The sequence below is a fragment of the Arthrobacter sp. RAF14 genome (genome assembly GCF_052114185.1).
In the GTDB taxonomy this organism is placed as follows: Bacteria; Actinomycetota; Actinomycetes; order Actinomycetales; family Micrococcaceae; genus Arthrobacter_E.
On sequence record NZ_JBFREG010000002.1, the window covers coordinates 335,846 to 360,451 of the forward strand.

Consider the following 24,606-nt stretch of genomic DNA (forward strand, 5'->3'; position numbering starts at 1 on the left):
TATTACTTACCGAACATTCGGTACTATAGCGTGTTCCATGTCACACCGATAGGGCCGGCCGTTCCCCCGGAACGACGGAAGACCCGCCCGGACACCGGACGGGTCTTCCACGGCACAGGTCGTTCGTGCCACAGCGCTCAGGCTCAGGCCACGGAGCCCCGGAACCGCCGCAGGCGCAGGCTGTTCCCCACCACGAAGACACTGGAGAAGGCCATGGCCGCCCCCGCGATCATCGGATTCAACAGGCCGAGCGCCGCCAGCGGGATCGCCGCCACGTTGTAGGCGAAGGCCCAGAACAGATTGGCCTTGATGGTCCGCAGGGTCGCCCGGGAGAGCCGGATCGCGTCGACCGCTCCGAGCAGGTCGCCGCGCACCAGGGTGAGGTCGGACGCCTCGATGGCCGCATCCGCCCCCGTGCCCATGGCCAGGCCCAGATCGGCGGCCGCGAGCGCCGCGGCGTCGTTCACCCCGTCGCCGACCATCGCGACCACGCGCCCTTCGGCCTGCAATCCGCGGACCACATCCACCTTGTCCTGCGGGAGCACCTCGGCGACCACGCGCTCGATCCTCACCTCGGCGGCGATCCGGCGCGCCACCGCATCGTTGTCACCGGTCAGCAGGACGGGTTCCAGACCCAGCTCCTTGAGTCGATGGATGGCCTCGGCGCTGCTCGGCTTGAGCCGGTCGGCGACGGTCAGGACCGCACGCACCGCGCCGTCCCAGCCGACGACGACGGCGGTCCGCCCCTGCGCCTCCGCCTCGGCCTTGGCGCGGCGGAGGTCCTCCGGCAGAGTCAGGCCCTCGGCGGTCAGGAACGCTTCGCGGCCCACCAGGACGTCCACGCCCTCGACCGTCCCGCGGACGCCGAGTCCTTGCTCATTGCGGAATCCCGTCACGGGGGGCAGCGCACCCTCGGCCTCGGCTCCGCGGGCGATCGCCCGGGCGATGGGGTGTTCGCTCGCGTGCTCCAGAGCTCCGGCCAGACGCAGCGCCTCCGCGGGCCCGGCCGAGCCGCCCCCGGCGGTCAGCACCTGGTCCAGCTCCATCTTCCCGCTCGTGACGGTGCCGGTCTTGTCCAGCACCACGGTGTCGACGCGGCGCGTGCTCTCGAGGACCTCCGGGCCCTTGATGAGGATGCCGAGCTGCGCGCCGCGCCCGGTGCCGACCAGGAGTGCCGTCGGGGTCGCCAGACCGAGGGCACAGGGGCAGGCGATGATGAGCACGGCCACGGTGGCGGTGAATGCTGCGGCGGCGGGCTGTCCCAGCAGGAGCCAGGCGGCCAGGGTGAGCAGGGCGATGCCGATGACGATCGGGACGAAGACGCCGGAGATCCGGTCCGCCAGGCGCTGGACCTCGGCCTTCCCCGACTGGGCGTCCTCCACGAGCCGGGCCATCTGCGCGAGCTGGGTGTCGCCGCCGACCCGGGAGGCACGGACCACCAGACGTCCGGAGGTGTTCACGGTAGCACCCACGACGGCGTCGCCCGGCCCGACGTCCACCGGGACGGATTCACCGGTGATCATCGAGGCGTCCACGGCGGAGAGCCCGTCCACCACGGCGCCGTCCGTGGCGATCTTCTCGCCCGGCCGCACGACGAACTCATCCCCCACCCGGAGGTCCGCCACGGGGATGCGGTGCTCGCCGCCGTCGCGCAGGACGGTCACCTCCTTGGCCCCGAGCTCCAGCAGGGCCCGCAGAGCGGCGCCGGCCTGGCGCTTGGAGCGCTTCTCGAAGTAGCGCCCGGCCAGGATGAACAGGGTGACCCCTGCGGCGACTTCGAGGTAGATGTTGCCGGCCCCGTCGCTGCGCTGGATGGCGAACGAGAACTCGTGCCGCATGCCGAGCATGCCGGCGTGGCCGAAGAAGAGGGCGTAGAGGGACCAGAGGTAGGCCGCCAGCGTGCCGACTGAAACCAGGGTGTCCATGGTGGCGGCGCCGTGCCGGAGATTGGTCCAGGCAGCCCGGTGGAACGACCAGGCGCCCCAGAGGATCACCGGGGTGGCCAGCACCAGCGAGACCCACTGCCAGCCGGTGAACTGGAACGCCGGGACCATGGAGAGCACGATCACCGGAACGGCGAGGGCCATGGACACCCACAGGCGGCGGCGCAGGGAGTTCAGCTCGGCGTCGTCCCGGGGCGCTTCCTCCTCGTGGACGGTGGCGCCGTAACCGGCTTGTTCCACGGTGCCGATGAGCAGCGCGACGTCGAAGCCCCCGGGCGCGGTGACGCGCGCCTTCTCCGTGGCGTAGTTGACCGTGGCCTGGACGCCGTCCACCTTGTTGAGCTTGCGCTCGATCCGGTTGGCGCAGGAGGCGCAGGTCATGCCGGTGATGTCGAGTTCGACCTCGGTGGCGGTGCTGCTCATGTGGTTCCCCTTTCACAGTGATCATACCCCCTGGGGGTATCTCCTGTTCAACATACCCCTAGGGGGTATGCGAAAACAAGGGCGTCTTCCATAGTGCACGTTTGGTGCACTATGCTGCACTCATGGATGAAGCGGCGGAATCACTGGCCCAGGCGATCGGCGCCCGGGTGCGACAGGAACGCAAAGCACTCTCCTGGACGCTCGACCAGCTCGCCGACGCCGCGGGGGTGAGCCGGCGGATGGTGGTCAACGTCGAGCACGGCTCCGTGAACCCCAGCGTCGGCACCCTGCTGCGGCTCAGTGACGCGCTCGGCGTCGGGCTCCCCGCACTCGTGGAACCACCCGCGACCCGCGCGGCGAAGGTGACCCGGCACGGCGACGGCGCGGTGCTCTGGACCGGTGAGGCCGGAGGCCGGGGTGTCCTGGTCGCCGGGACGCAGCCTCCTGACGTGGTGGAGCTCTGGGACTGGACCCTCGCGCCGGGCGAGCATCACGTGAGCGAAGCCCATACGGAAGGCACCCGTGAGCTCCTGCAGGTGCAGGAAGGCGGGATCACCGTGGCCGTGGACGGACAGACTTACGACCTCGGCCCGGGTGACGCCCTGACCTTCTTCGGGGATTCGGACCACTCCTACCGGAACTCCCACCCGGTCCCGGCCCGGTTCCTCCTCACGGTCCACGAACCCGGAGTCGGCACCGCCCGGATCAGGGAAGCGGAGGAGGGCTGAATGACCGCCCGCCCTTCCCTGTCGACCGCACTCCACCATTCCCCCGGCACCACCACGAACATCTCCCCTGCGAACACCACCCCCACGAACGGAGCATCATGACCACCCGGAACGGCACCGTGCGGATCCCCGCCTGGTCCATGGCGATCGCCGCCATGCTCATGATCCAGGTCTCGAACGCGCTGTCGGTCGGGGTCATCGAGCACATCGGACCGGGCGGCACCGCCTGGCTGCGCATGTGTTTCGGGGCCGTCTTCCTGCTGCTCATCGCGCGCCCCTCCTTCCGCTCGATCACCCGGCAGGATGTCCCGAAACTCGTGGCACTGGGCGTCGTCACCGGCTTCATGACGACGTTCTTCCTCGCGGCCGTGGAACGGATCCCCCTGGGAACCGCGGTGGCGATCGAGTTCCTCGGCCCGCTCACGGTTGCCGGGCTGGCCGGCAAACAGCGCAAGGCGCTCATCTGGCCCGTGATCGCGCTGCTCGGCGTCGTCCTGCTCACCGAGCCCTGGCACGGGGGCGTGGACCTGCTGGGCGTCGGGTTCGCCCTGCTGGCGGGGGCCTGCTGGGGACTGTACAACGTGCTCACTCAGCTGGTCGGCGACCGGTTCTCCGGCATCAGCGGCCTGGCGCTCACCATCCCGGTCGCCGCCGTCGCGACCACCGCCGTCGGGCTGCCGCAGGTGCTCTCCGGCGACATCGACTGGGTGCTGCTCCTGGTCATCGCGGGGATCGCGCTCATCACGCCGGTCATCTCGTTCGGCCTGGAGATGCTCGCCCTGCGCCGCATGAACCACACGGCGTTCGGCACGCTCCTCGCGATCGAGCCGGCGTTCGGCATCCTGATCGGTCTGCTCATCCTCAGCCAGATGCCCACGGTGATGCAGATGCTCGGGATCGCACTCGTGGTGTTCGCCGGTGCGGCGGCTCAGCGCGGTGGCGGTCGGACGCTGGAGGACCCGGTGTCCGGGACGCCCGATCTGGCGGAGCAGGAACGCTGAGGCTGAGCCGCCCGGCTCAGCCGAGGACCGCGGCGGACATGAGGGCCGTGGCGCCGCCCATGAGGAAATACTGACCGCGCACCGCGGGCTCGGCGTTCCGCGCGACACCCCACACGGAACCCGCGACATGGCACAGCACCAGCACTCCGGTCAGGACGCCCAGCAGCCCTCCCGAGGACGCGTGGCCCGTGTGCGCCGTCGTGGCGGGAATGCCGTGCCCCGTCGCCGGATGCATGAAAGGAAGCAGCACGGCCATGACGATGAGCCCGAGGCTGTCGTGCAGGCGTGCGACGCAGCTTGACGGCTCCCGCCGGCTCTGCGCCGACAGCGCGATGGCCGACAGCACGAGCACCGGCACCCAGACCACGACGCTCAACAGCCCCAGATAGGCCACGTCCACCATTGCGACGAGCATGAGGACACAGCCGGTCAGTCGGGGAAGCCGCGGCCGGTCACGCCAGCCCGAATGCACCCCGACCGCGACGGCGGTGAGCACCACCGCGGCCATGTGCAGCAGATCATGGAACGGCACGGCCCTCCCCGGAACTCGGATCCGGCCCGCTTCCGGCCGGACGTGTCCCTCAGCCTAGGCAGCGTCCCGGGTCTTCACCGCCGCTCCCCGGGACCTCTCTCGCGCCCGGTCAACCCCGGCCCCGATCCGTTCCCTCAGGTCCAACCCCGGCCCACCCCTTGACCATCGATTGCTCCGTAGGTGTCGTTTTGGAGCTCCAAAACGACACCTACGGAGCAATCGATCGTGGATGGGATGAAAGAGCGTTACTCCCCCAGCACCTCGGCGGCTTCGAGCCACTCCATCTCCAGGGTCTCCTTCTCCTCCAGCACCTCGTTGAGCTGAGAGTTCAACCCGCCGAGGGCGTCGAAGTCGCCCTTCTCGGAAGCCGTGGCCATCTGGGCGTGCAGCTTCTCCTCCTGCTGCGCCAGCTTGCCGAGCTGACGCTCGATCCGGTTGATGTTCTTGCGGGCCTCGCGCTTCTCCGCCTCGCTGGCTCCCGACGACGGCGCGCCGCCGCCCTGGGCGCCACCCGCGCCGGAGCCGCCGGCCGCCGTCGGGCCGCTCCCCTTGGAGGACGAACCGGCCAGTGCCGCCTCGCGCAGCTCCAGATACTGATCCACGCCGCGCGGGAGTCCGCGGACCTTGCCGTCGCCCAGCAGAGCGATCTGGTGATCGGTCACGCGCTCGAGCAGATACCGGTCGTGGCTCACGACCACGAGCGTCCCGGGCCAGCCGTCCAGGACGTCCTCCACCGCGGCGAGGGTGTCCGTGTCCAGGTCGTTGGTGGGCTCATCGAGCATGAGCACATTGGGCTCCCCCACCAGGAGGCGCAGGAGCTGGAGCCGGCGCCGCTCGCCGCCGGAGAGGTCGCGGATGGGAGTCCATTGCCGGGCGTTGGTGAAGCCGAGCTGCTCGACCAGTTGCCCGGCGGTCAGGTCCTTGCCGCCGACGCTGAAGGATCGCTTCTCGCGTTCGATCAGCTCGACCACGCGCAGGTCGTCCACCTCGCGCAGTTCGTGGACCTCCTGGCTGAGCACGGCCGGGACCACGGTCTTGCCGCGCTTGACCTTGCCGCTGGTGGGTGCGATCTCTCCGGAGAGCAGCCGCAGGAGCGTGGACTTCCCGGCGCCGTTCACGCCGACCAGGCCCACGCGCTCCCCGGGGGCCAGGCGCAGGGTGATGTTGTCGAACAGCGGGGCGCCGTTCGGGTCCGCGGCCTCGCCCGGGGCCGGACGGCGGTCCAGGGTGACGTTCTCCAGGTCGATGACGTCCTTGCCCAGGCGGGCCGTGGCCATCTTGTTCAGGGCCAGGGTGTCGCGCGGCGCGGGAACGTCCTCGATCAGCGCGTTCGCCGCCTCGATCCGGAACTTCGGCTTGGACGTGCGCGCCGGTGCGCCGCGGCGCAGCCACGCGAGTTCCTTCTTCACGAGCTGCTGGCGCTTGGCCTCCACGACGGACGCCATCCGGTCGCGCTCGGCGCGCGCCAGGACGTAGGCCGCGTAGCCGCCCTCGAACGGATCCACCACCCCGTCGTGGACCTCCCAGGTCTTGGTGCAGATCTCGTCCAGGAACCAGCGGTCGTGGGTGACCACCAGGAACGCGCCCTCGTTGGCGCGCCAGCGGTTCTTGAGGTGACGGGCCAGCCAGGCCACGCCCTCGACGTCGAGGTGGTTGGTGGGCTCGTCCAGCATGATGACGTCGTGGTCGCCGATCAGGAGCTTCGCCAGCGCCACGCGGCGCTTCTGGCCGCCCGACAGGCTGTGGACGTTCGAATCCCAGTCCACGTCCCCCACCAGGCCGCCCATGATCTCGCGGATCTTCGGATCGGCGGCCCACTCGTGGTCCGCCATGTCGCCCACGATCGCCTGGCCCACGGTGTGGTCCCCGTCCAGGACGTCCTGCTGGTCCAGGTAGCCGACCGTGAGATCGCGGCGCTGGGTGACGCGGCCGTCGTCGGGCTGGGCACGCTGCGCCAGGAACCGCATGAGCGTGGACTTGCCGTCGCCGTTGCGGCCCACGATCCCGATCCGGTCGCCGTCCTCGAGTCCCACCGTGACGCCGTCCAGAACGGTGCGGGTGCCGAAGGACACGGCGAGGTTCTCGCCGCCCAGAAGATGTGCCATGTGCTGCTTTCGTCGGTTTGCCGGGTTCAGGAGGTCGTGCCGTGGGGATCCGCAGGACCCGCCGTCACGGCGCGCTGAACCTTACTATCGTAGGCAGAGCGGCGGCCTGCCGGGTTCATCGGGCCACGCTCGGGTGGCCATGGGTGGTCAATGGTGCACGTAAGCGCCCGGCGACGGCGCGGTGAGCACGAACGAGTCCAGGCCCCGATGACCGAAGCCGACCGCCAGTGCCCGTGCCGCCGTCGTGTCCTCGCAGAGGAACGCGACCGTGGGGCCGGAGCCGGACACGATCCCCGCCAGGGCCCCCAGGGACTCCCCCATGCCGAGGACGTCCCGCAGCTCCGGCGCCAGGTCCAGGGCGGCCCGCTGGAGGTCGTTGACCATGAGCGTGGAGAGCGTGTGGCTGTCCGGGACGCGCAGCGCGGCCAGGATGGCGGCATCCACGGAATCCGGCTCCGGCGCGGCGAAGCCCTCGGCTTCGCGGAGAGCGTCCAGGCGGCGGAACACTTCGGGGGTGGAGAGGCCGAAGGAAGCCGGAACCACCACCCAGTGGAGTTCGCCATGGACCAGTGCCGTGGTGAGTTCGTCCCCGATGCCGAGCCCGACGGCGGCCCCGCCGAGCAGGCAGAACGGCACATCCGCCCCGAGCCGGCTGCCCAGCGCGGCCAGCTCCTCCCGGCTCAGGCCGCACTCCCACAGGGCGTTGCAGGCCACGAGAGCGGCTGCCGCGTCGGCGGAACCGCCGGCCATGCCACCGGCCACGGGCACACGCTTCACGATCTCCAGCCGGACCGCAGGTTCCAGCCCGCAATGGGACGCCAGGAGCGCGGCCGCACGGTGGACCAGGTTCCGGCCGTCCAGGGGGATGGTCTCCGGGTCCACGTCCAGGGTGCTCTCCGGCGAGAGGACCACCTGAATGCCGGGCTCGTCCAGAAGCGAGGCGCGGACCTCCTCCCGCAGGGACACCGCGAGGAAGACGCTCGCCAGCGAATGGTAGCCGTCCTCCCGGAGCGGGCCGACGTGGAGCGAGACGTTGATCTTCCCCGGCGCGGACGCCGTCACGGAGCTGCCGCGGACCATCCTCAGGCCTCCAGAGGGATCCGGGCCTCGGCGATGCGCGTGAACGCGCCGATGTCCAGGACCTCGCCGCGTGCGCTCGGATCCACCCCGGCCAGGCGGAGATAGCGCTCGGCCTCGGCGCCACTCCCGGCCCAGCCGGACAGGGCCGCACGGAGGGTCTTCCGGCGCTGGGCGAACGCCGCGTCGATCACGGCGAACACCTCTTCGCGGCTGGCGCGGGAGGCAAGCGCCTGCTCGTGGCGTTCGAAGGCGACCAGCCCCGAATGGATTTTGGGCGCGGGCCAGAAGACGTTCATGCCGATCACCCCGGCCTTGCGCATGGTGCCGTACCAGGCGCCCTTCACCGACGGCACGCCGTAGATCTTGGAGCCGGGTCCGGCGGCCAGACGGTCCGCCACCTCGTCCTGGACCATGACCAGGCCGTGCCGGAGCGTCGGGAAGTGCTCCAGAAGATGCAGGACCACCGGCACCGCCACGTTGTAGGGCAGATTGGCGACCACCGCGGTGGGCTGATGCGGCAGCTCGGTGACCTTGAGGGCGTCCTGGTTGATCAGGGTGAACCGCTCCCCTGAACCCGGGCGGAACTCCTCCACGGTGGTGGGCAGGCGGCTTGCCAGAACCGGGTCGATCTCCACGGCCACGACGCGCTCGGCGGCGTCCAGGAGGCCCAGGGTGAGGCTGCCGAGTCCCGGGCCGACCTCCAGGACGGTCTCGGAGGGATCGAGTTCGGCGGCGGCCACGATCCGGCGGATGGTGTTGCCGTCGATCACGAAGTTCTGCCCCAGGGTCTTGGTGGGCCGGACGCCGAGCTCCTCGGCCAGACGGCGGATGTCCGCGGCGCCCAGCAACGGGGTGGGGTTCGTCACGGCGTCGGGGTTCTGGGGTGCATCACTCACCCGACAATCCTACCGACCCGGCGGTCACAGCCCACCGCAGGCGGGCCGTCGCGGACCGGCCGGGTCCACGGACCGGGGTCCCACCGAGCTGAGTCCGCTATCGGCGGTGTGAATCCGCTATCAGATGTAGCGGATTCACACCGGACACGACGACGGCGGCCGGCGACCTCCGCAGGGAGGTCACCGGCCGCCGTCGTTCAGCTGGTGAAAGGAGCGCCGCTTATCCGGCAGCCCAGCCGCAGCCCCACGGGGACAGCCCGCGCTCGGCGTAGACCCGGTTGGCGATGTCGATCTGCTGCTCACGAGTGGCCAGGCTGGCGTTCGGGGCATAGGCGCCGCCACCGGCTCCGAGCCAGGTCTGGATGTCGAACTGCAGGCCGCCGTAGTAGCCGTTGCCGGTGTTGATGGACCAGTTGCCGGTCGATTCACACTGGGCGATGCGGTCCCACATGCCGGAGTTCACGGCAGCCGGGGCGGCCGCGCCGGTGTTGGCGCCGGCCGGGGCGGCGGGAGCGGCGGGAGCCGCGGGGGCTTCCTTGGTGCCGACCTGGACCCGCTTGGTCACGGGCTCTGCCACGACCTTGCTGGTGACCAGGGTGCGCGTGGCTTCCTTGCCGTCGACGATCACGAGGCGGAAGGTCTTCTCGACCGAACCGGCGACGCCTTCGGTGGTGACCTTCTCCACGCCCTTGTCGAGCTGGGCGGAATCGGTCTTCACGACGTCGAAGGGGATCTCTTCCTTCACCGTGGCCGTGCGGCTCTTGTCGATGTTGCTGACCTTGACGGTCATGTTCGCGGTCACCGGGGTGGTGGCCGGCAGGGCCGAGACGTCGTTCTTGCCGAGGACGACCTTGGCTTCCTTGAGAACGTCGGCGACCGTGGCCGCGGTGGTGGTCAGCTTGCTGCCCTTGCCGCGGACGATCAGGTTGACCTTCTTGGGGGTGGAGATGGTGAGGCTGGTGCCCTTGACCTCCAGGGTCGCATCCGCGGGGAGCGACACGCGGGAGGTGTCCTTCACGCCGAGTTCCTTCACCAGGCCGGCGACCGTGCTCTCGTGAGTGTCGATCTCACGGGCGGCCCCGTTCAGGACCACGGACACCGACTTGGAGCGGTTGATCCGGACCTCGGTGCCGTCCTGCACACCGCTGTTCAGCGCGGGGCTGACCTTGTCCTTGTCGGCGATGTCGATGTTGGCGCTCTTCACGACCTGCTCGACGTTGCCGCCGAAGGTCTGGACGGAGCTGACACGGCCGTCGAGGTTGATTTTCACGGTTTTGTTGTTGACCACGAAGGCGAGGAGCCCGCCGACGAGGGCCAGGACCACCGCGAGCTGAATGCCCACCTTGACGGGACTGATCTTTCCGTCGGTTGCGAAGATTTTGTTCACTACTACCCAAACTACTGGTGCGTCCGGGCACGGGGAACGGGCGCCTCGCAAGGCAAGGCCTGATGGACGCCCAGGGCCTTCCGGCACACGGGTGTCCATGGTTCACAACGAAGTGTTTTCGTCCGCAGGCCTTCCCCGACCCCGGCTATCTGACATCCACTGTAACCGAAGCGTTATAAAACAGCCAAGCCCGGAATGCCGTGCGCGACACGCGAAGTCGCGCAGAAACCGGTGATCCGGTACGGTGCGTCCTCGGCCCTCGCGCCCGGGCCGGGCGTATCCGCCCAGCTCAGCGGACGGTTAGCGGCTCAGTCCCAGCTGCCGTACGCGGCCTCGGTGTTGCGCGCGACGTCGGCGCACAATTCCTCGAGATCCGCGTCCAAAGTCTCGGCCATGGACCGCATCGTGTAGGGGATCATGTAACTCGCGTTGGGCCGTCCGCGGTACGGGTGAGGGGTCAGGAAGGGCGAGTCGGTCTCCACCATGATGAGGTCCCGGCGGGCCGTCCTCAGAGCCCCGCGCAGATGCTCGTTCGCCTTGAAACCCACCGGCCCGGCGAACGACATGTACCAGCCGTGCTCGTTGCAGATGGCCGCGAGCGCCTCATCGCCGGAGAAGCAGTGGAAGACCACCCGCGGCGGCTGCTCCTCCTCGAGCAGGATGCGGACCACGTCGTCATGGGCGTCCCGGTCGTGGATCTGCAGGGTGAGCCCGAGCCTGCGGGCGATGTCGATGTGGCGGCGGAACGAGTAGTGCTGAATGGCCTGCTCCTCCTCGCCCTGGGTGCGGAAGTAATCCAGGCCCGTCTCGCCGATGCCCCGCACGCGGGGGTGGGCCGCGAGGTCCTCGATCTCCCGCAGGGCGTCTTCCAGCTCCCCGCGGGCCGCGTAGAGCGGCGCGTCGTTCGGATGGATCGCCAGCGCCCCCAGCAGACGCCGGTCCTCGTCCAGGGCGCGGACCGTGAAGCGGGCCGATTCCAGATCGCAGGCCACCTGCACGGCGGCTTTGACGCCCACGGCTTCGGCCGCGTCGAGGGCGTCCTTGACCGAGACCTCCACCAGGCCGTCCCGGAAATTCAAGTGGGTGTGGTTGTCCATGACGGGAACCCGGAGCGGCTCAGGGGCCGGCGGGTACTCCAGCTTCCGCTTCCGGCCCGCCTCATCCTTGGCGGAACGGACCGAATCCACAGAGCCCTCCTGCCCCTGCTCCGGGGCCTCCTCGGGCCGGCGGTAGGCGAACGGGGTCTCGGGAGCACACATGTTTCCAGCGTAGTACGCACCCGCACCCAGGACTCGACGGACCCGCGCCCACCACTCATCGACCGTCCCCAGCGGCTCCCCAGCCTCGTGCCTCGGCCGGGGCCCCTCGCCGCCGTGGGCCCTCCACAGGATGCCGTTCCGGGCCGGAAACTGCGGAAAGCGGCATTCCATGGAGCAATCGATCAGAGGACCCACGGCGGCCATCGCCCGACACCCTATGACGGAGCGGCGCCGATGAGTAGGCTGGGTGAAAAGTGAGCCACGTTACACCACGTCAGACTCGGCTTTGGGGGCTCGCGCCGGGCGAATGGGAGGTCGATCGTGTCAGATCCGGGTTTCATCGAGGGCGAAGGCCCGGGAGGGGGCACGTCCGCCGTGCCCGGCTCCGCCGCGCCTGCCCCGCAGCCCCTGCCGGCCGACGTCTTCTCCTCGGCGGCACGGGCCATCCTGGATGCGGTCAACGGGGTGATCGACGGCAAGCAGGAGACGGCCCGGACCGCCCTCATGGTGCTCCTCGCCCAGGGACACCTGCTCCTGGAGGACGTCCCCGGCGTCGGCAAGACCATGCTGGCCAAGACCCTGGCGCGGGCCATCCACGGCAGCGTCTCCCGCATCCAGTTCACCCCGGATCTGCTGCCGTCCGACGTGACCGGTGTGTCCATGTATAACCAGGCCAGCGGGGAGTTCGAGTTCCGGCCGGGCCCGGTGTTCGCCAATCTGGTGATCGGTGACGAGATCAACCGCGCCTCCGCCAAGACCCAGTCGGCGCTGCTCGAATGCATGGAGGAGAGCCAGGTGAGCGTGGACGGCCAGGTGTACCCGCTGGGTTCGCCGTTCATGGTGCTCGCCACCCAGAACCCTGTGGAGATGGAGGGCACCTTCCCCCTTCCGGAGGCCCAGCGGGACCGCTTCATGGCCCGCATCTCCATGGGTTATCCGGACCGAGCCGCCGAGCTCGACATGCTGGAGGCCCATCAGGGCCGTTCGCCGCTGAACGATCTGCGGCCCGTGGTCGACACCGCGCTGCTGCGCCGCATGATCGCCACCGTCCAGGCCGTGCACGTCTCCGGTCCGGTCAAGGAGTACGTGGTGGATCTGGGCCAGGCCACGCGCAGCCACCCGGACATCGTTCTCGGAGCCAGCCCCCGCGCCCTGCTGCACGTGCTCCGCGCGGCCAAGGCTCACGCGGCCCTCTCCGGACAGGACTTCGTGCTCCCGGACGATGTCGCCGTCGTCGCGCAGGACATCCTGGCCCATCGCCTGCTGGTGGACCGCCGCGCCGTGCTGAACGGCAAGGACGCCGCGAGCATCCTGTCCGGGATCATGGAGCGTCTCCCCGTGGACACGGCCGGCTCCCGTGCGGCCGCCCGACGCGCCGCCTCGGCCGGTTCCGGCGGGACACCCCTGAGTTCCGCGGGCTTCCCGCCTCCGGGGGACCAGGCCCGGGTGCCATGACCGTCCGGCCGCTGAGCAGGCTGTCCCCCACGAGGTTCCTGACCCGCCGGGGGCTGGGCTTCGTGCTGGTGGCGCTGCTCTGCCTGGTGGGAGCGTGGATCCTGGGACGCCGCGATCTCCTCACCCTCGCGGTGTTCCTGCTCGCCCTCCCGGTCCTGGCCGTGCTCGGGGTGCGCACCCGCCACGAGCGCTTCCGGGTGCGGCGCGAATTCCACCCCGCCCCCGTCCAGGAGGGCACGACGACGACCGTGCACCTATTCATCAGTCCCTCCGCCGGGCCGTCGTCCGGGCCGGTCCGCCAGGGCTGGCGGGACCGCTGGAGCCGACTGCCGGGCACGGGTGCGATGGTCGAGTCGACCATGGTGGAGCAACTGCCCGAACGACTGGGCGGATCGCCCCGGTTCCGCTATCCGTCCCGGTCCGCCCGGGGAGGGTCCGTGTCCGCCTACGAGTACCGGCTCGCGCCTCCGCACCGCGGCGTGTTCCCCGTGGGCGGAGTGACGGCGGAGTTCCGCGATCCTTTCGACCTCGCCTGGCAGCGGCACACCGTGGACCCGGGCACGGAGCTTCTGGTGACACCCAGGCCCGGCGAGCTCTCCCCCGGCCTTCTGGACCTGCTGCGGGGCCACGCCGGGATCGGAGTCGGTGGGAGTCAGACGACCAGCTGGGTGGCGAGCGCCAGTGAGAACGACGTGATGGTCCGGGAGTACCGGCACGGCGACGCGCTGCGACGCGTCCATTGGCCCTCGACGGCGCGGCGCGGGGAACTCATGGTCCGGCACGAGGAAGGCGGGGCGCTCCCCCGCATCACCCTGATGCTGGACCAGCGCGCCGCTGTCCACACGGGCGGCGATCTGGCGCCGTTCCCCGTCCCGGGGGCGGCCGCCTCGCTGCGCACCACCGCGTCCTTCGAATGGCAGCTGCGCACGTTCCTCTCGGTGGCACTGGGACTGGCGGGTCTGGGTCACGAACTGCGGCTCCAGGACCATGCCGGAGAACCCGCCTTCCAGCGCTCCCGCAGCGCCCCGCACCCGGAGCTGGAGGTGATGGGCGCCGCGGAAGCGCCCGAACTGCTGCCGGAATGCCTGGCCGCCCTGGAACTGACCGAGCCGTCCGCTCCTCTGGCGCTCAGCGGAACCGGAGGCCTGTTGGTGGCGTTCACGGGGCGGCTCGGGCTCGAGGACGCCGGGAACCTGGTCAGTGGCATGCTGAACGGCGCCGGGACCGCCGCCTCCTGGGCCGGTTCCCGGGGAACGCCGCAGGCGACCGTGATCAGCTGCTGGCCCGTGAGTCCGGGCGGCGATGTCCGGGACCTCCTGGAGACCGCAGGCTGGCGGGTGCTGTGGGCGTCGCCCGGCGACTCCGCCGCCCGCCTGCTGGAGCGCTGGGCCGGTCCCCCGGGCGGCGGCAGCCAGGCGCCACCGGATGCCGCGCTGAGCCGGGCGTCAGGCGGCGACAAGTCATGACCACGACGACGGAACGCGCCCCGGCCGCCGGCCGCCTCGGCGGAATCCTCCTGCCGGTCACGGCCTGCGTTTTCGCCCTGCTGGCCGCAGCCGGCTCCGGGTTGTCCGGGGTCATCTACGGGTGGTCCTGGTTCCTTCCCGTGCTGGTCACCCTGCTGGTGACCGGGGTCGGGCTGTCCGTCCCGCGATTCTTCACCCGCAGCACCTGGCTCCCCTATGCGACCGGCGTGGTGGCGCTCGGCCTCGTGCTCAATGCGCAGTTCCTGGGTGACGCGGCGATCCTCGGCGTCCTGCCGAGCGCCGCGGCCTGGGGAGGATTCTGGAACCTCATGGCCGAGGCTCAGAACACGGTGCAGCACGAGTTCGCTCCGGTGAATCCGGGCCCCGGGATCACCTATCTGGTGTCCGCATGTCTCGGCCTCCTGCTGGTCCTCACCGACTGGATCGTGGTACGCGCCAGGAATCCGATCGCCGCCGCCGGGCCGGCACTGGCCGTGCTGCTGGTCCCCGCGCTGCTGAACTACACCAGCGTGGGAGCCTGGTGCTTCGCCCTGACGGCTTTCTTCTTCGCCCTTCTGCTCGCCGTCTCCCGCCGGACGCTGCGTGCGGCCGAAGAGGCGGAGAATCCTGCGGTGAAAGCACGCGGCGCCGCCCAGAACAACGCCTCCCGCGGTCTGGGGCGTGCCACGGTGCTCGGTTCCGCCGCCGTCGCGCTGGCGCTCTTCGTCCCTGCGCTGCTGCCGGGCTTCACCGAGGGACTCTTCCCGCAAGGATCGCGGCTCGGTTCACTGGGCAAGAGCAACGGTCTGAACCCGGTGCTCTCCCTCAGCAGCAACCTCCGGCAGCAGGGCACGGGCACCGTCATCAGCTACTTCACCGATGCATCCACCCCGCCTTATCTGCGGCTGACCACCATCGACTCGTTCTCCGGGGACCGCTGGGAGCCGGAGAAGTACAACGGCGGCTACCTCGGTGCGGTGCAGCAGATCGACCTCGGCCAGGAGCCCAGGACCCCGTCCGGTTCCACCGGGCCCCTCTTCTTCACCACGGTCATCAGCACCCACGACTTCACGGGCCCCTACCTTCCGATGGTCATGCCCGCGGCGAGCGTCCTGGGGACCAACGGCGACTGGGGTTACGATCCCAACAACCTCACGGTCCGGAGCCGGAGCGGGAATTCCACGAGCGCCGGCGAGGTCTACACGGTGCGTTCCTTCAACCAGGACTGGACGGCCGAGGAACTCCGTCAGCCGGTCTACTCCGCCCCACAGGTCATGGAGAAGTTCCGGGAACTGCCCGCGTCCATGCCCCGCGTCATCCAGGACACCGCCCGGCAGATCACCCGTGACGCCACCACGCCGTTCGACAAGGCCGTGGCCCTGCAGCGATTCCTGCGCGGACCCTCCTTCACCTACTCGGTCACGGCCCCAGCGGAACACGGCTACGACGGGACCGGCATGGAGGTCCTGGCCAAATTCCTGGAGGCGAAGAGCGGGTACTGCATCCACTATTCGACGGCCATGGCGGTCATGGCCCGTGCGATCGGCCTGCCGAGCCGAGTGGCGGTGGGCTTCGCGCCCGGCCGGGCCACGGGAGTCACTCAGGCCGGTGAGCAGGGCGGACCCGCGCGGACCGAGTACTCGGTGGCGGCGCAGGACGCGCACGCCTGGCCCGAGATCTACCTGGACGGCTCGGGCTGGATCCCGTTCGAGCCGACGCCGTCCCGCGGCATCGTGCCGGGCTACGCCTTCGACCCGTCGGCCATCAACGTCCCCGAGTCCGACCCCGAAGCGCTCCGGCCCCGGGCCACGAACACCGCGGCGTCCACGCCACTGCCCACCGCTTCGGCCTCCAGCGCCCCGGCTCCTCAGGCGGCGCCCCGGGCCACGGCCTCCTGGTGGGAATCCCTCGACTGGGGCCATCTGCTCTGGGCGGCGTCCGCCGTCGTGGTCCTGGGTGTGGCGTCGGTCCTCCCCCAGGCGCTGCGCGGCCTGCAGAGGAGACGGCGGCTCTCACCCGCGCAGAGCGGCACCGGGGTGAGGATCGGGGCCATGGAGGAGCTGCTGGCCACGGCCCAGGACCACGGGGTGCCGGCCCGGGATTCCGAGACACCCCGGGCCTTCGCCGCCCGGCTGGAGGACGGCCTCCCGGAACCGGGCCGCGTGGCCGTCCGGGAGCTGGTGCGGGACTACGAATCCGCCCGGTACGGCGACCACCCGGACGACGACGGCGAGGCGGACGCCTCGGCGAAGGCCGCCCGGGAGCGGGTCACCGCCTTCGAACGGTCCCTGGGCGACCGCGAGGGACGCCTCGCGAGGTGGCGCGCCCGCTGGGCGCCGCCGTCGTTGTGGCGCGGCGGACGGCGGCACTGAGCACCGCCGCTCATGCCCGTGAACGCGACGGCGCCCGTCCGCTGCCCCGGAGGGCGGCGGAGGGCGCCGTGGCGGTCCCGGTGGGACCTGGGGCACTGCCGTCGGTTGCGAAGGTGCGGCGGTGCCGTGGATCAGTTGGCGTACGGGTCGGCGATGCCGATGTACTGGGTGGTGGTGTACTCGGCGATGCCTTCGGCGCCGCCCTCGCGGCCCAGACCGGACTGCTTCACGCCACCGAACGGAGCGGCCGCGTTCGAGATGACACCGGCGTTGAAGCCGACCATGCCGAACTCGATCTGCTCCGCCACGCGGAACATCCGCGCGTAATCGCGGGTGTAGACGTACGAGGCCAGGCCGTACTCGCTCGCATTGGCCAGCTTGATGGCCTGCTCCTCGGAGGAGAAGGTGGTCACCGGGGCGACCGGGCCGAAGATCTCGTTGAGGAGGATGTCGGCGTCGTTCGGCACGTTGCTGAGGACCGTGGGGGCGTAGAAGTAGCCATCGCCCTCCACTGGAGCGCCACCGGTCTCGACGGTCGCACCGGCCTCGACGGCGGCGGTCACCAGGGCGTGGACGTCGTCGCGGGCGCCGGAGTCGATCAGCGGGCCGACGTTGGTCTCCGTCTCGGTGCCACGGCCCGTGTTCAGGGCTGCCATGGCGGCGGAGAACTTCGCGGTGAACTCCTCGGCCACGGACTCGTGGACCAGGAAGCGGTTGGCAGCGGTGCAGGCCTCGCCCATGTTGCGCATCTTGGCGGCCATGGCGCCCTCGACGGCCTTATCCAGATCGGCGTCCTCGAAGACCAGGAACGGGGCGTTGCCGCCGAGTTCCATGGAGGTGCGGAGCACGTTGTTGGCAGCGTCGGCGATGAGGCGCTTGCCCACGGCGGTGGAGCCCGTGAAGGACACCTTGCGGAGGCGGGAGTCCTTCATGATCGGGCCGGAGATGGAGGAGGCGCTGGAGGAGGAGACCACGTTCACGACGCCGGCCGGAACGCCGGCCTCGACCAGGGTGGCCACGAAGAGCTGAGTGGTCAGCGGGGTGAACTTGGCGGGCTTGATCACCATGGTGCAGCCGGCGGCGATGGCCGGGGCGATCTTGCGGGTGGCCATGGCCAGCGGGAAGTTCCAGGGGGTGATGAGCAGGCAGGGGCCCACGGGCTTGCGCTGCACGAGGATCTTGTTCTTGCCCTCGGGGGTGGTGAGGTAGCGGCCGTAGTCGCGGACGGTCTCCTCGGAGAACCAGCGCAGGAACTCGGCGCCGTAGGTGACCTCGCCGCGGGCCTCGGCCAGGGGCTTGCCCATCTCGAGGGTCATGAGGAGGGCGAAGTCATCGGCACGCTCGGTCACGAGGTCGAAGGCGCGGCGCAGGATCTCGGCGCGCTCACGCGGAGCGGTGCGGGCCCATTCGGCCTGCACGGCGTCGGCGGCGTCGAGGGCGGCCATGGCGTCCTCGCTGGTGCCGTCGGCGATGCTCAGGAGCACCTTGCCGGTGGCCGGATCTTCGACGTCGAAGGTCTTGCCGGTGGAGGCTGCACGCCATTCACCGTTGATGAACAGGCCGGTGGGGACCTTGGCGAGCAGCTCTGCCTCGCGCTCGGCGGTGATCGCGGAAGTCATGTCCGACTCCTTCGTGCTTGGGGGTACTGGGGCTGTGGGTCTTCCGTGAAGACCCTTCCCAGCCAAGTTATCGCCGCGTTGTGACGCACGTCTACGCGGGTGTGCACTAGCGATCCCGCGGTTCGCTGTGCAAGTGCACAACTCCCCTTGCCGCGAGAAGCCAGTTGAGCACAGTCCCGGCGCCGGACACCGTGCTCAACTGGCTTCTCGCGAGAGTGCGGGTCAGCTCCGCGCGGCGAGGACCGCCTGGTACAGCTCGCGTTTGCTCACACCCTGCGACTCGGCCACGACGGCGACGGCCTCCTTCAGGCGCATGCCCTCGGCGGTCAGGGCGGCCACCGCCTCGATGTGGTCGTCGGGCCGGCTCGGCTCGGGTTCGCCCGCTCCCCCGACCACCACGGCGATCTCGCCCCGGACCTCGCCGGACCCCGCCCAGGCGACGAGCTCCTCCAGGGACCCCCGGATCACCTCTTCATAGGTCTTGGTGAGTTCTCGGCACACGGCGGCGCGGCGCTCCGTCCCGAACACGTCCCGCAGAGCGGTCAGCATGACCTCCAGCCGGTGCGGCGCCTCGAAGAACACCATCGTGCGGCGTTCCTGGGCCAGTTCGCGGAGCGCACCCAGGCGTTCACCGGTCTTGCGGGGCAGGAAGCCCTCGAAGGTGAAGCGGTCGGTGGGCAGGCCCGACAGGGCGAGTGCGGTGAGCACGGCGGACGGTCCGGGGACCGCGGTGACCAGCACTCCGGCGTCGACGGCGGCGGAGACCAGCCGGAATCCGGGGTCCGAGACCGCGGGCATCCCGGCGTCGGAGACCACCAGGATGGTCTGCCCCTCCGCGACGAATTCGAGGAGTTCCTCGGCCCGTTCGCGCTCGTTGTGCTCGTGGTAGCTGATGACCCGGCCGGAGATGGTCAGGCCGAGGCCCTGGACCAGGCGGTGCAGACGACGGGTGTCCTCGGCCGCGACGACGTCGGCGGTCTCCAGGAGTTCCCGGAGCCGGGGCGAGGCATCCCCGAGGTTGCCGATCGGTGTGGCCGCCAGGACCACACGCCCTTCACCCTGCACCGCTCGCTCAGCCATGCCGTCCAGCCTACCGCCCAGAGCGATCCTCCCAGGGGCACCGCCCGGTAGCATGACTACGTGACCCAGACCGAAGAGGCCGCGCTGGACGGCGGCTCCGCCAGCGCATCCCCGGCTGCGGTGTCCCCCGAGGGCCCCCGGCACGGCAGGACTCCGGCCTCGGTCCGGAAGCGCCCTCTGGCACAGGGCAAGCCTTCCTGGGTCCTGGACCCCCGCACGGCGTTCACCCGGGAGAGCCTGCTGGAACGGCTCCTCGGTCCCGTGCAGTCGTGGCGCGACCTCTCACCGACCCTGCGTCTCTGGTTCTGGCTCGGGCCGGTCCTGACCGCGGTTCTGGGTGGCGTGCTGCGCTTCGTCCGTCTGGGCGAACCCCGTTCCCTGGTCTTCGACGAGACGTATTACGTCAAGGACGCCTACTCTCTGCTGCAGTCCGGCTTCGAACGCAACTGGGCCAAGGACGCCAATACGGCGTTCAACCAGGGCGATCCCAGCCAAATCCTCGACACCGGCGAGTACGTGGTCCATCCGCCCCTCGGCAAGTGGATGATCGCCTGGGGCATGGACCTCTTCGGCCAGGGCGACACCTTCGGCTGGCGGTTCTCGTCCGCCGTCGTGGGGACCCTGTCCATCCTGATCCTGGCCCTGGTGGCGCAGAAACTCTTCAACTCCGTCACCCTGGGCACCATCGCCGGCCTCCTGACAGCGGTGGACGGGACCCATCTGGTCATGTCCCGGATCGGCATCCTGGACATCTTCATCGAGTTCTGGGTGCTGCTCGCCTTCGCCTTCCTGCTGCTGGACCGCGGCGACGGACGACGGCGGCTCGCGGCCCGGCTGTCCGCCCTCGCCACAGCGTCCCCGGACGGCGTCCCCTCCGAAGCCGCGCTGCGCTGGGGCCCGGGACTCGGCTTCCGCTGGTGGCGCCTGGCAGCCTCCGCCTCCATGGGCGCCGCCGTCGGGATCAAGTGGTCCGGGCTCTTCTTCGTGGCCGTGTTCGGCCTCCTCATGGTGCTCTGGGACATGAACGCCCGCAGAGTGGCCGGGATCCGGAACTGGGCCGTGGCCGGGATCATCCGGGACGGCGTGCCCGCGTTCTTCCTCTATCTCGGCACGGCCACGGCGGTCTACCTCTCCACCTGGACCGGCTGGTTCCTCAGCGACAACGCGTTCAACCGGCACTGGGCGGAACAGAATCCCGGCAAGGGCGTGCAGTGGCTCCCCCCGGCGCTCCGCTCGCTCTGGGATTTCCACGTACAGGCGTACACCTTCCACCAGGGGCTGAGCTCGGACCACCCGTACAAGGCCAATTCCTGGACGTGGCTCGTCCTGGGCCGGCCCACCTCGTTCTACTACCAGTCACCGCAATGCGGGTCCGGGACGCAGCAGAAGTGCTCCGAAGCCATCCTGAGCGTCGGCAATCCGCTGATCTGGTGGGGCGCCGCGATCGCACTGCTGGTGGTGCTCTTCTACTGGGCCGGACGCCGTGACTGGCGCGCCGGGGCCATCCTGGCGGGCATGGCCGGCGGCTACCTCCCCTGGTTCATGTACCCGGAGCGGACCACCTTCTTCTTCTACGCCGTCTCCTTCGAGCCCTTCCTGATCCTGGCCCTCTGCTACGCCCTGGGCCTCATCCTGGGCCGTCAGGGGGATCCGCCGTGGCGCCGCCGTTCGGGGTTCCTGGTGGTGGCGTTCTTCCTCGCGGCGGTGCTCCTGCTCTCCGCCTTCTTCTACCCCATCTGGACCGCTGAGACCATCACGTACAACGACTGGCGTCTGCGCATGTGGATGCCCTCCTGGATCTGAGAACCCCCGGATCCGAGACGACAGGAACTGGAACACCCGTCATGAGCACCATCACCGAGTACACCGAGCCGTTGCTCTCCGAGCTGGACCCGGCGTCGAACGTCACGGACGTGCTGCTGGCCCGCGCCACCGCGACGCCGGACCGTCCCGTCTACGCTCTGCGCGCGCCGTCGTCGTCCGCCTCGGCGGCCTCCACCGGCCGTGCGCAGAACGGCGGGGACGAACTGCCCGGCTGGACCCTGCTCACCGCCGAGGGATTCCTCACCCGCGTGAAGGCGCTCGCCAAGGGGCTGATCGCGGGCGGTCTGCAGCCCGGTGACCCCGTGGCGGTCATGAGCCGCACGCGCTTCGAATGGACCCTGGCCGATTTCGCCATCTGGTACGCCGGGGGCATCACGGTGCCCATCTACGAAACCTCCTCCGCCAGCCAGGTGGAGTGGATCCTGGAGGATTCCGGGGCCCGGCGGGTCTTCGTGGAGGACGCGGCGAAGGCCGATCTGGTCACCGCGGTCGCCGAGGGCTCGGAGCTGCTGGGAAGCGCACCCCTCCAGGTGATCCGCATGGACCAGGGCGGCGCCGTGCCGAACATGGTCAGCGTCGCCAACGCCGGCACCGGGGTCACGGAGGCGGAGCTCGAGCGGCACCGCACGGCCGCGTCGCTCGCCGACACAGCGTCGATCGTCTACACCTCCGGCACCACGGGCAAGCCGAAGGGCTGCGAGATCAGCCACGCGAACTTCGCCCTCGTGGCCGAGAACATCGTCCCGGCACTCGGCGCCTTCACGCTGGCGCCCGGCGCCCGGACGCTCATGTTCCTGCCGCTGGCGCATGTGCTGGCCCGCGCTGTGCAGGTCATCTGCCTCCACGCCGGGATCCTGGTGGGTCACAGCAGCTCCGCCTCCGAGCTCATGGCCGACATGCAGACCCTCAAGCCCACCTTCCTGCTGGCCGTGCCACGCATCTTCGAGAAGGTCGTGGCCGGCGCCCGGCAGAAGGCCGAGGAGTCCGGGAAGGGGAAGCTGTTCGCCAGCGCCCTCAGCACCGCTGTGGAGTACGCCCAGGCCACGCAGCGGCACGAGCAAGGTCTCGGGGACGGCCCCGGCCTGGTGCTGCGCCTGCGCCACCTGCTGTTCGACCGTCTCCTCTATCCTCGGGTCCGCGCGGCCTTCGGCGGGCACATCACTCACACGGTGTCCGGGGCCAGCGCGCTGAACCGGCACGAGTCGGAGTTCTTCCTGGGAGCCGGTGTGCCGATCCTGGAGGGCTACGGCCTCACGGAGACCACGGCGCCGGCCGCGGTGAACCGTCCGGGCCGGAACCGGCTGGGCACCGTGGGGCGGCCCGTCCCCGGCACGTCGATCCGGATCGCCGACGACGGCGAGGTCCTCATCAAGGGCATCGGCGTGTTCAAGGGCTACCACAATAACCCCCAGGCTGACTTCGACGCCTTCGTGGACGGCTGGTTCGCCACCGGCGATCTGGGCACCCTGGACCAGGACGGATTCCTGACGATCACCGGCCGCAAGAAGGACCTGATCGTGACGGCGGGCGGCAAGAACGTGGCACCCGAGCCACTCGAGGAGACCATCCGCCAGAACCCTCTCGTGGAACACGTGGTGGTGCTGGGCGAGGGACGCCCGTTCGTCTCCGCCCTCATCGGGCTCGACCCGGAGGCCGTGGAGGCCTGGGGGCGCCAGCACGCCCGCCCGGGTCTGACCCCGGCGGAGGCCGCGCAGCTCCCCGAGGTCCTCGAGGCCCTGCAGCGGTCCGTGGATGAGGCGAACACCCAGGTCTCCAAGGCGGAGAGCATCCGCAAGTTCGCCATCCTGGACGCCGAGCTGTCCGTGGACTCCGGTCACCTGACCCCGTCCCTCAAGCTCCGGCGCAACGCCGTCATGTCGGACTTCGCCTCGCAGATCGACCAGCTCTACCGCGGCTGAGCGGGCAGCACCCCCGGCCCGGTGACAACGGAAGAGCCCGCCCCGGAAGGGGCGGGCTCTTCCGTTGTCAGTGCGTTCTCCGTGAGCATTTCATCCGCTCAGCGAAGCGAGGTTCACTCCCCCGCGACGGCGGCCTGCTGGGCCGCCAGACGACCGGCGATGACGGCCTTGCGGGCGTCGCGGCGACGCTTGGTGGGCCAGGTGCAGATCAGCGTCACCAGGGCCGTGAGGAAGACCAGGCCGGCGATCGTGACGGCCGAGTCGATCCAGAACTGCCCCGGGAAGAGGCGGATCAGGGTGTCCTGCAGGGAGAACGTCCAGTTGCCGTTCGCGAAGAAGAGCTCGTGGAAGCCGGTGAAGAAGCTGTCCCAGCCCAGGAAGCCCACCACGCCCAGCGCGACGATGATCACGAGGGTCACCACGGAGGCCGAGAAGAACGCGTGCCGCAGCGAACCGTCGCGGCGCCGGCCCAGGTACCAGATCGCGATCAGGGCCAGCACCGCGAGCAGCGCACCCACACCCCAGGTGGTCATGGTGACCATCTTGACGTCGGCCATATGGGAGATCTCAGGGTCGCGGAACAGCTTGGTGCCACTGGCCGTCACCAGGTCTCCGAGGTACCGGGGGCCCGCGAAGTTGCTCAGGTAGTCGACGGCGTATGAGCCGTAGGTGAGGCGGTCCTCCTGGCTGAAGCCGTACCCGTCGGCCGGGAAGCCGGGCCGGAAGTACTCGACCCAGAGGAACAGCGGGGTGGCCACCACACGGACGGCGGCGATCACGAGCAGCAGCGGCAGGAAGATCGCGCTGAGCACCTTCACGACGCGCGGGCCCACGGGTTTCGCGGCCAGTGCGGCGTCACGGGCGGCCTGGCGCTTCTGCACCTCCTCGTCCGGCGCGCGCACGGTGAGCGCGCTGGTGGGAAGCCGTTCCTGGATCACGGTGGCCGGAGTTCCGGCGGCCGCGGCGGGAACCGCCTCGGAGTCGGCAGCCTCTGAGTCCTCGGCCGAAGCCGCCTCGGACGCCTCGGAATCGTCCGTGGTGGACGACGCAGCGTCGGTCACGGCGGCGTCGGTCACGGCGGTGTCGGTCTCGACCGGGGCGGCAGTGTCGCCGTCACCCGGTCCGGTCTCAGCGGTCGTGACGCCGAACGCCTCGGTGCGGGCGGTCTCGCCCTGGACGGACGGCCGGTCCGCGGCCGGCCCGGATTCCTCGGGCACGGCCTTCCCGTCCGCCTCATCGTCCGAGCCGGCTCCCTGCGGTCCGGACGTCTGCGCTGCGGCCTTCGCGGCCGTGACGTCAGGATCCCAGGCGGCCGGTTCCTTCAGGCTTTCCACGGAAGGAGTCGCGGTCTTCCCGGCGTTCCCGGACGACGGGTCGCGCGGAGTCGTCTCCGCATCCTCGGAGGCGTCCGCCGCCGTCGAGCCCTTCATCCATTCGAAAGCGGGTTCGTCGGAATCGTGGGTGCTGTCCCACGCGGGGTCATTGGGCTTTTTGTCGCTCACGGTCATCCACTTCTC

Annotated in this window: 17 protein-coding genes; 7 read left to right on the forward strand and 10 right to left on the reverse strand. The window is 70.2% G+C overall.

The window, feature by feature from the left end; translation table 11 throughout:
- Positions 1–143 precede the first annotated feature (143 nt).
- A complete protein-coding gene (locus AB4Y75_RS09080) occupies positions 144–2,366 on the reverse strand; it encodes a heavy metal translocating P-type ATPase (RefSeq protein WP_441435540.1) in 2,223 nt (740 codons plus the stop codon).
- A gap of 122 nt (positions 2,367–2,488) precedes the next feature.
- Here AB4Y75_RS09080 and AB4Y75_RS09085 point away from each other — a divergent pair, with 122 nt between their 5' ends.
- Together AB4Y75_RS09085 and AB4Y75_RS09090 are read left to right on the forward strand one after the other, a co-directional pair.
- On the forward strand, positions 2,489–3,094 hold the full coding sequence (locus AB4Y75_RS09085; RefSeq protein ID WP_441435541.1) for a helix-turn-helix domain-containing protein: 606 nt from the start codon (positions 2,489–2,491) through the stop codon (positions 3,092–3,094).
- 98 nt (positions 3,095–3,192) lie between these two features.
- A complete protein-coding gene (locus AB4Y75_RS09090) occupies positions 3,193–4,095 on the forward strand; it encodes an EamA family transporter (protein WP_441435542.1) in 903 nt (300 codons plus the stop codon).
- A 16-nt stretch (positions 4,096–4,111) separates the two neighbouring features.
- Here the strand turns inward: AB4Y75_RS09090 and AB4Y75_RS09095 are convergent, their stop codons facing one another.
- From AB4Y75_RS09095 to AB4Y75_RS09120, 6 genes are all read right to left on the reverse strand, one after another.
- The gene (locus AB4Y75_RS09095) at positions 4,112–4,627 is read right to left on the reverse strand and encodes a hypothetical protein (RefSeq protein ID WP_441435543.1); all 516 of its coding nucleotides are present in this window, start codon (positions 4,625–4,627) and stop codon (positions 4,112–4,114) included.
- A gap of 245 nt (positions 4,628–4,872) precedes the next feature.
- On the reverse strand, positions 4,873–6,732 hold the full coding sequence (locus AB4Y75_RS09100) for an ABC-F family ATP-binding cassette domain-containing protein (protein WP_441435544.1): 1,860 nt from the start codon (positions 6,730–6,732) through the stop codon (positions 4,873–4,875).
- A gap of 147 nt (positions 6,733–6,879) precedes the next feature.
- Positions 6,880–7,812 (reverse strand): 4-(cytidine 5'-diphospho)-2-C-methyl-D-erythritol kinase, encoded by a 933-nt coding sequence (locus AB4Y75_RS09105; protein WP_441435545.1) that lies wholly within the window; start codon positions 7,810–7,812, stop codon positions 6,880–6,882.
- Between the two features lie 2 nt (positions 7,813–7,814).
- Positions 7,815–8,708 (reverse strand): 16S rRNA (adenine(1518)-N(6)/adenine(1519)-N(6))-dimethyltransferase RsmA, encoded by an 894-nt coding sequence (gene rsmA, locus AB4Y75_RS09110; RefSeq protein ID WP_441435546.1) that lies wholly within the window; start codon positions 8,706–8,708, stop codon positions 7,815–7,817.
- A gap of 220 nt (positions 8,709–8,928) precedes the next feature.
- The gene (locus tag AB4Y75_RS09115) at positions 8,929–10,095 is read right to left on the reverse strand and encodes a transglycosylase family protein (protein WP_441435547.1); all 1,167 of its coding nucleotides are present in this window, start codon (positions 10,093–10,095) and stop codon (positions 8,929–8,931) included.
- Positions 10,096–10,403: 308 nt separating this feature from the next.
- Positions 10,404–11,354, reverse strand: coding sequence for a TatD family hydrolase (locus tag AB4Y75_RS09120; RefSeq protein ID WP_441435548.1), 951 nt, complete (start codon positions 11,352–11,354; stop codon positions 10,404–10,406).
- A 321-nt stretch (positions 11,355–11,675) separates the two neighbouring features.
- Here AB4Y75_RS09120 and AB4Y75_RS09125 point away from each other — a divergent pair, with 321 nt between their 5' ends.
- Genes AB4Y75_RS09125 through AB4Y75_RS09135 form a run of 3 tightly spaced genes read left to right on the forward strand, consistent with a single transcriptional unit; the run spans position 11,676 to position 16,647 of the window.
- Complete coding sequence (locus AB4Y75_RS09125; RefSeq protein ID WP_441435549.1) at positions 11,676–12,809, forward strand: AAA family ATPase; 1,134 nt, start codon at positions 11,676–11,678, stop codon at positions 12,807–12,809.
- Positions 12,806–14,275 (forward strand): DUF58 domain-containing protein, encoded by a 1,470-nt coding sequence (locus AB4Y75_RS09130; RefSeq protein WP_441435550.1) that lies wholly within the window; start codon positions 12,806–12,808, stop codon positions 14,273–14,275. Before AB4Y75_RS09125 ends, AB4Y75_RS09130 begins: the two co-directional genes overlap by 4 nt.
- A complete protein-coding gene (locus AB4Y75_RS09135; protein ID WP_441435551.1) occupies positions 14,272–16,647 on the forward strand; it encodes a transglutaminase TgpA family protein in 2,376 nt (791 codons plus the stop codon). Before AB4Y75_RS09130 ends, AB4Y75_RS09135 begins: the two co-directional genes overlap by 4 nt.
- A 131-nt stretch (positions 16,648–16,778) precedes the next feature.
- Here AB4Y75_RS09135 and AB4Y75_RS09140 read toward each other — a convergent pair whose 3' ends face one another.
- Both AB4Y75_RS09140 and rsmI read right to left on the reverse strand, forming a co-directional pair.
- The gene (locus tag AB4Y75_RS09140; protein ID WP_441435552.1) at positions 16,779–18,266 is read right to left on the reverse strand and encodes an NAD-dependent succinate-semialdehyde dehydrogenase; all 1,488 of its coding nucleotides are present in this window, start codon (positions 18,264–18,266) and stop codon (positions 16,779–16,781) included.
- 222 nt (positions 18,267–18,488) lie between these two features.
- Entirely contained in the window at positions 18,489–19,346 is an 858-nt protein-coding gene (rsmI, locus tag AB4Y75_RS09145; RefSeq protein ID WP_441435553.1) for a 16S rRNA (cytidine(1402)-2'-O)-methyltransferase, read from the reverse strand.
- Positions 19,347–19,406: 60 nt separating this feature from the next.
- Between rsmI and AB4Y75_RS09150 the strand changes: the two genes are divergently transcribed.
- The gene (locus AB4Y75_RS09150; protein WP_441435554.1) at positions 19,407–21,149 is read left to right on the forward strand and encodes a dolichyl-phosphate-mannose--protein mannosyltransferase; all 1,743 of its coding nucleotides are present in this window, start codon (positions 19,407–19,409) and stop codon (positions 21,147–21,149) included.
- A 50-nt stretch (positions 21,150–21,199) separates the two neighbouring features.
- Positions 21,200–23,089 (forward strand): AMP-dependent synthetase/ligase, encoded by a 1,890-nt coding sequence (locus tag AB4Y75_RS09155; protein WP_441435776.1) that lies wholly within the window; start codon positions 21,200–21,202, stop codon positions 23,087–23,089.
- A 113-nt stretch (positions 23,090–23,202) separates the two neighbouring features.
- Here the strand turns inward: AB4Y75_RS09155 and AB4Y75_RS09160 are convergent, their stop codons facing one another.
- Entirely contained in the window at positions 23,203–24,591 is a 1,389-nt protein-coding gene (locus tag AB4Y75_RS09160; RefSeq protein ID WP_441435555.1) for a TIGR01906 family membrane protein, read from the reverse strand.
- Positions 24,592–24,606: the final 15 nt, after the last annotated feature.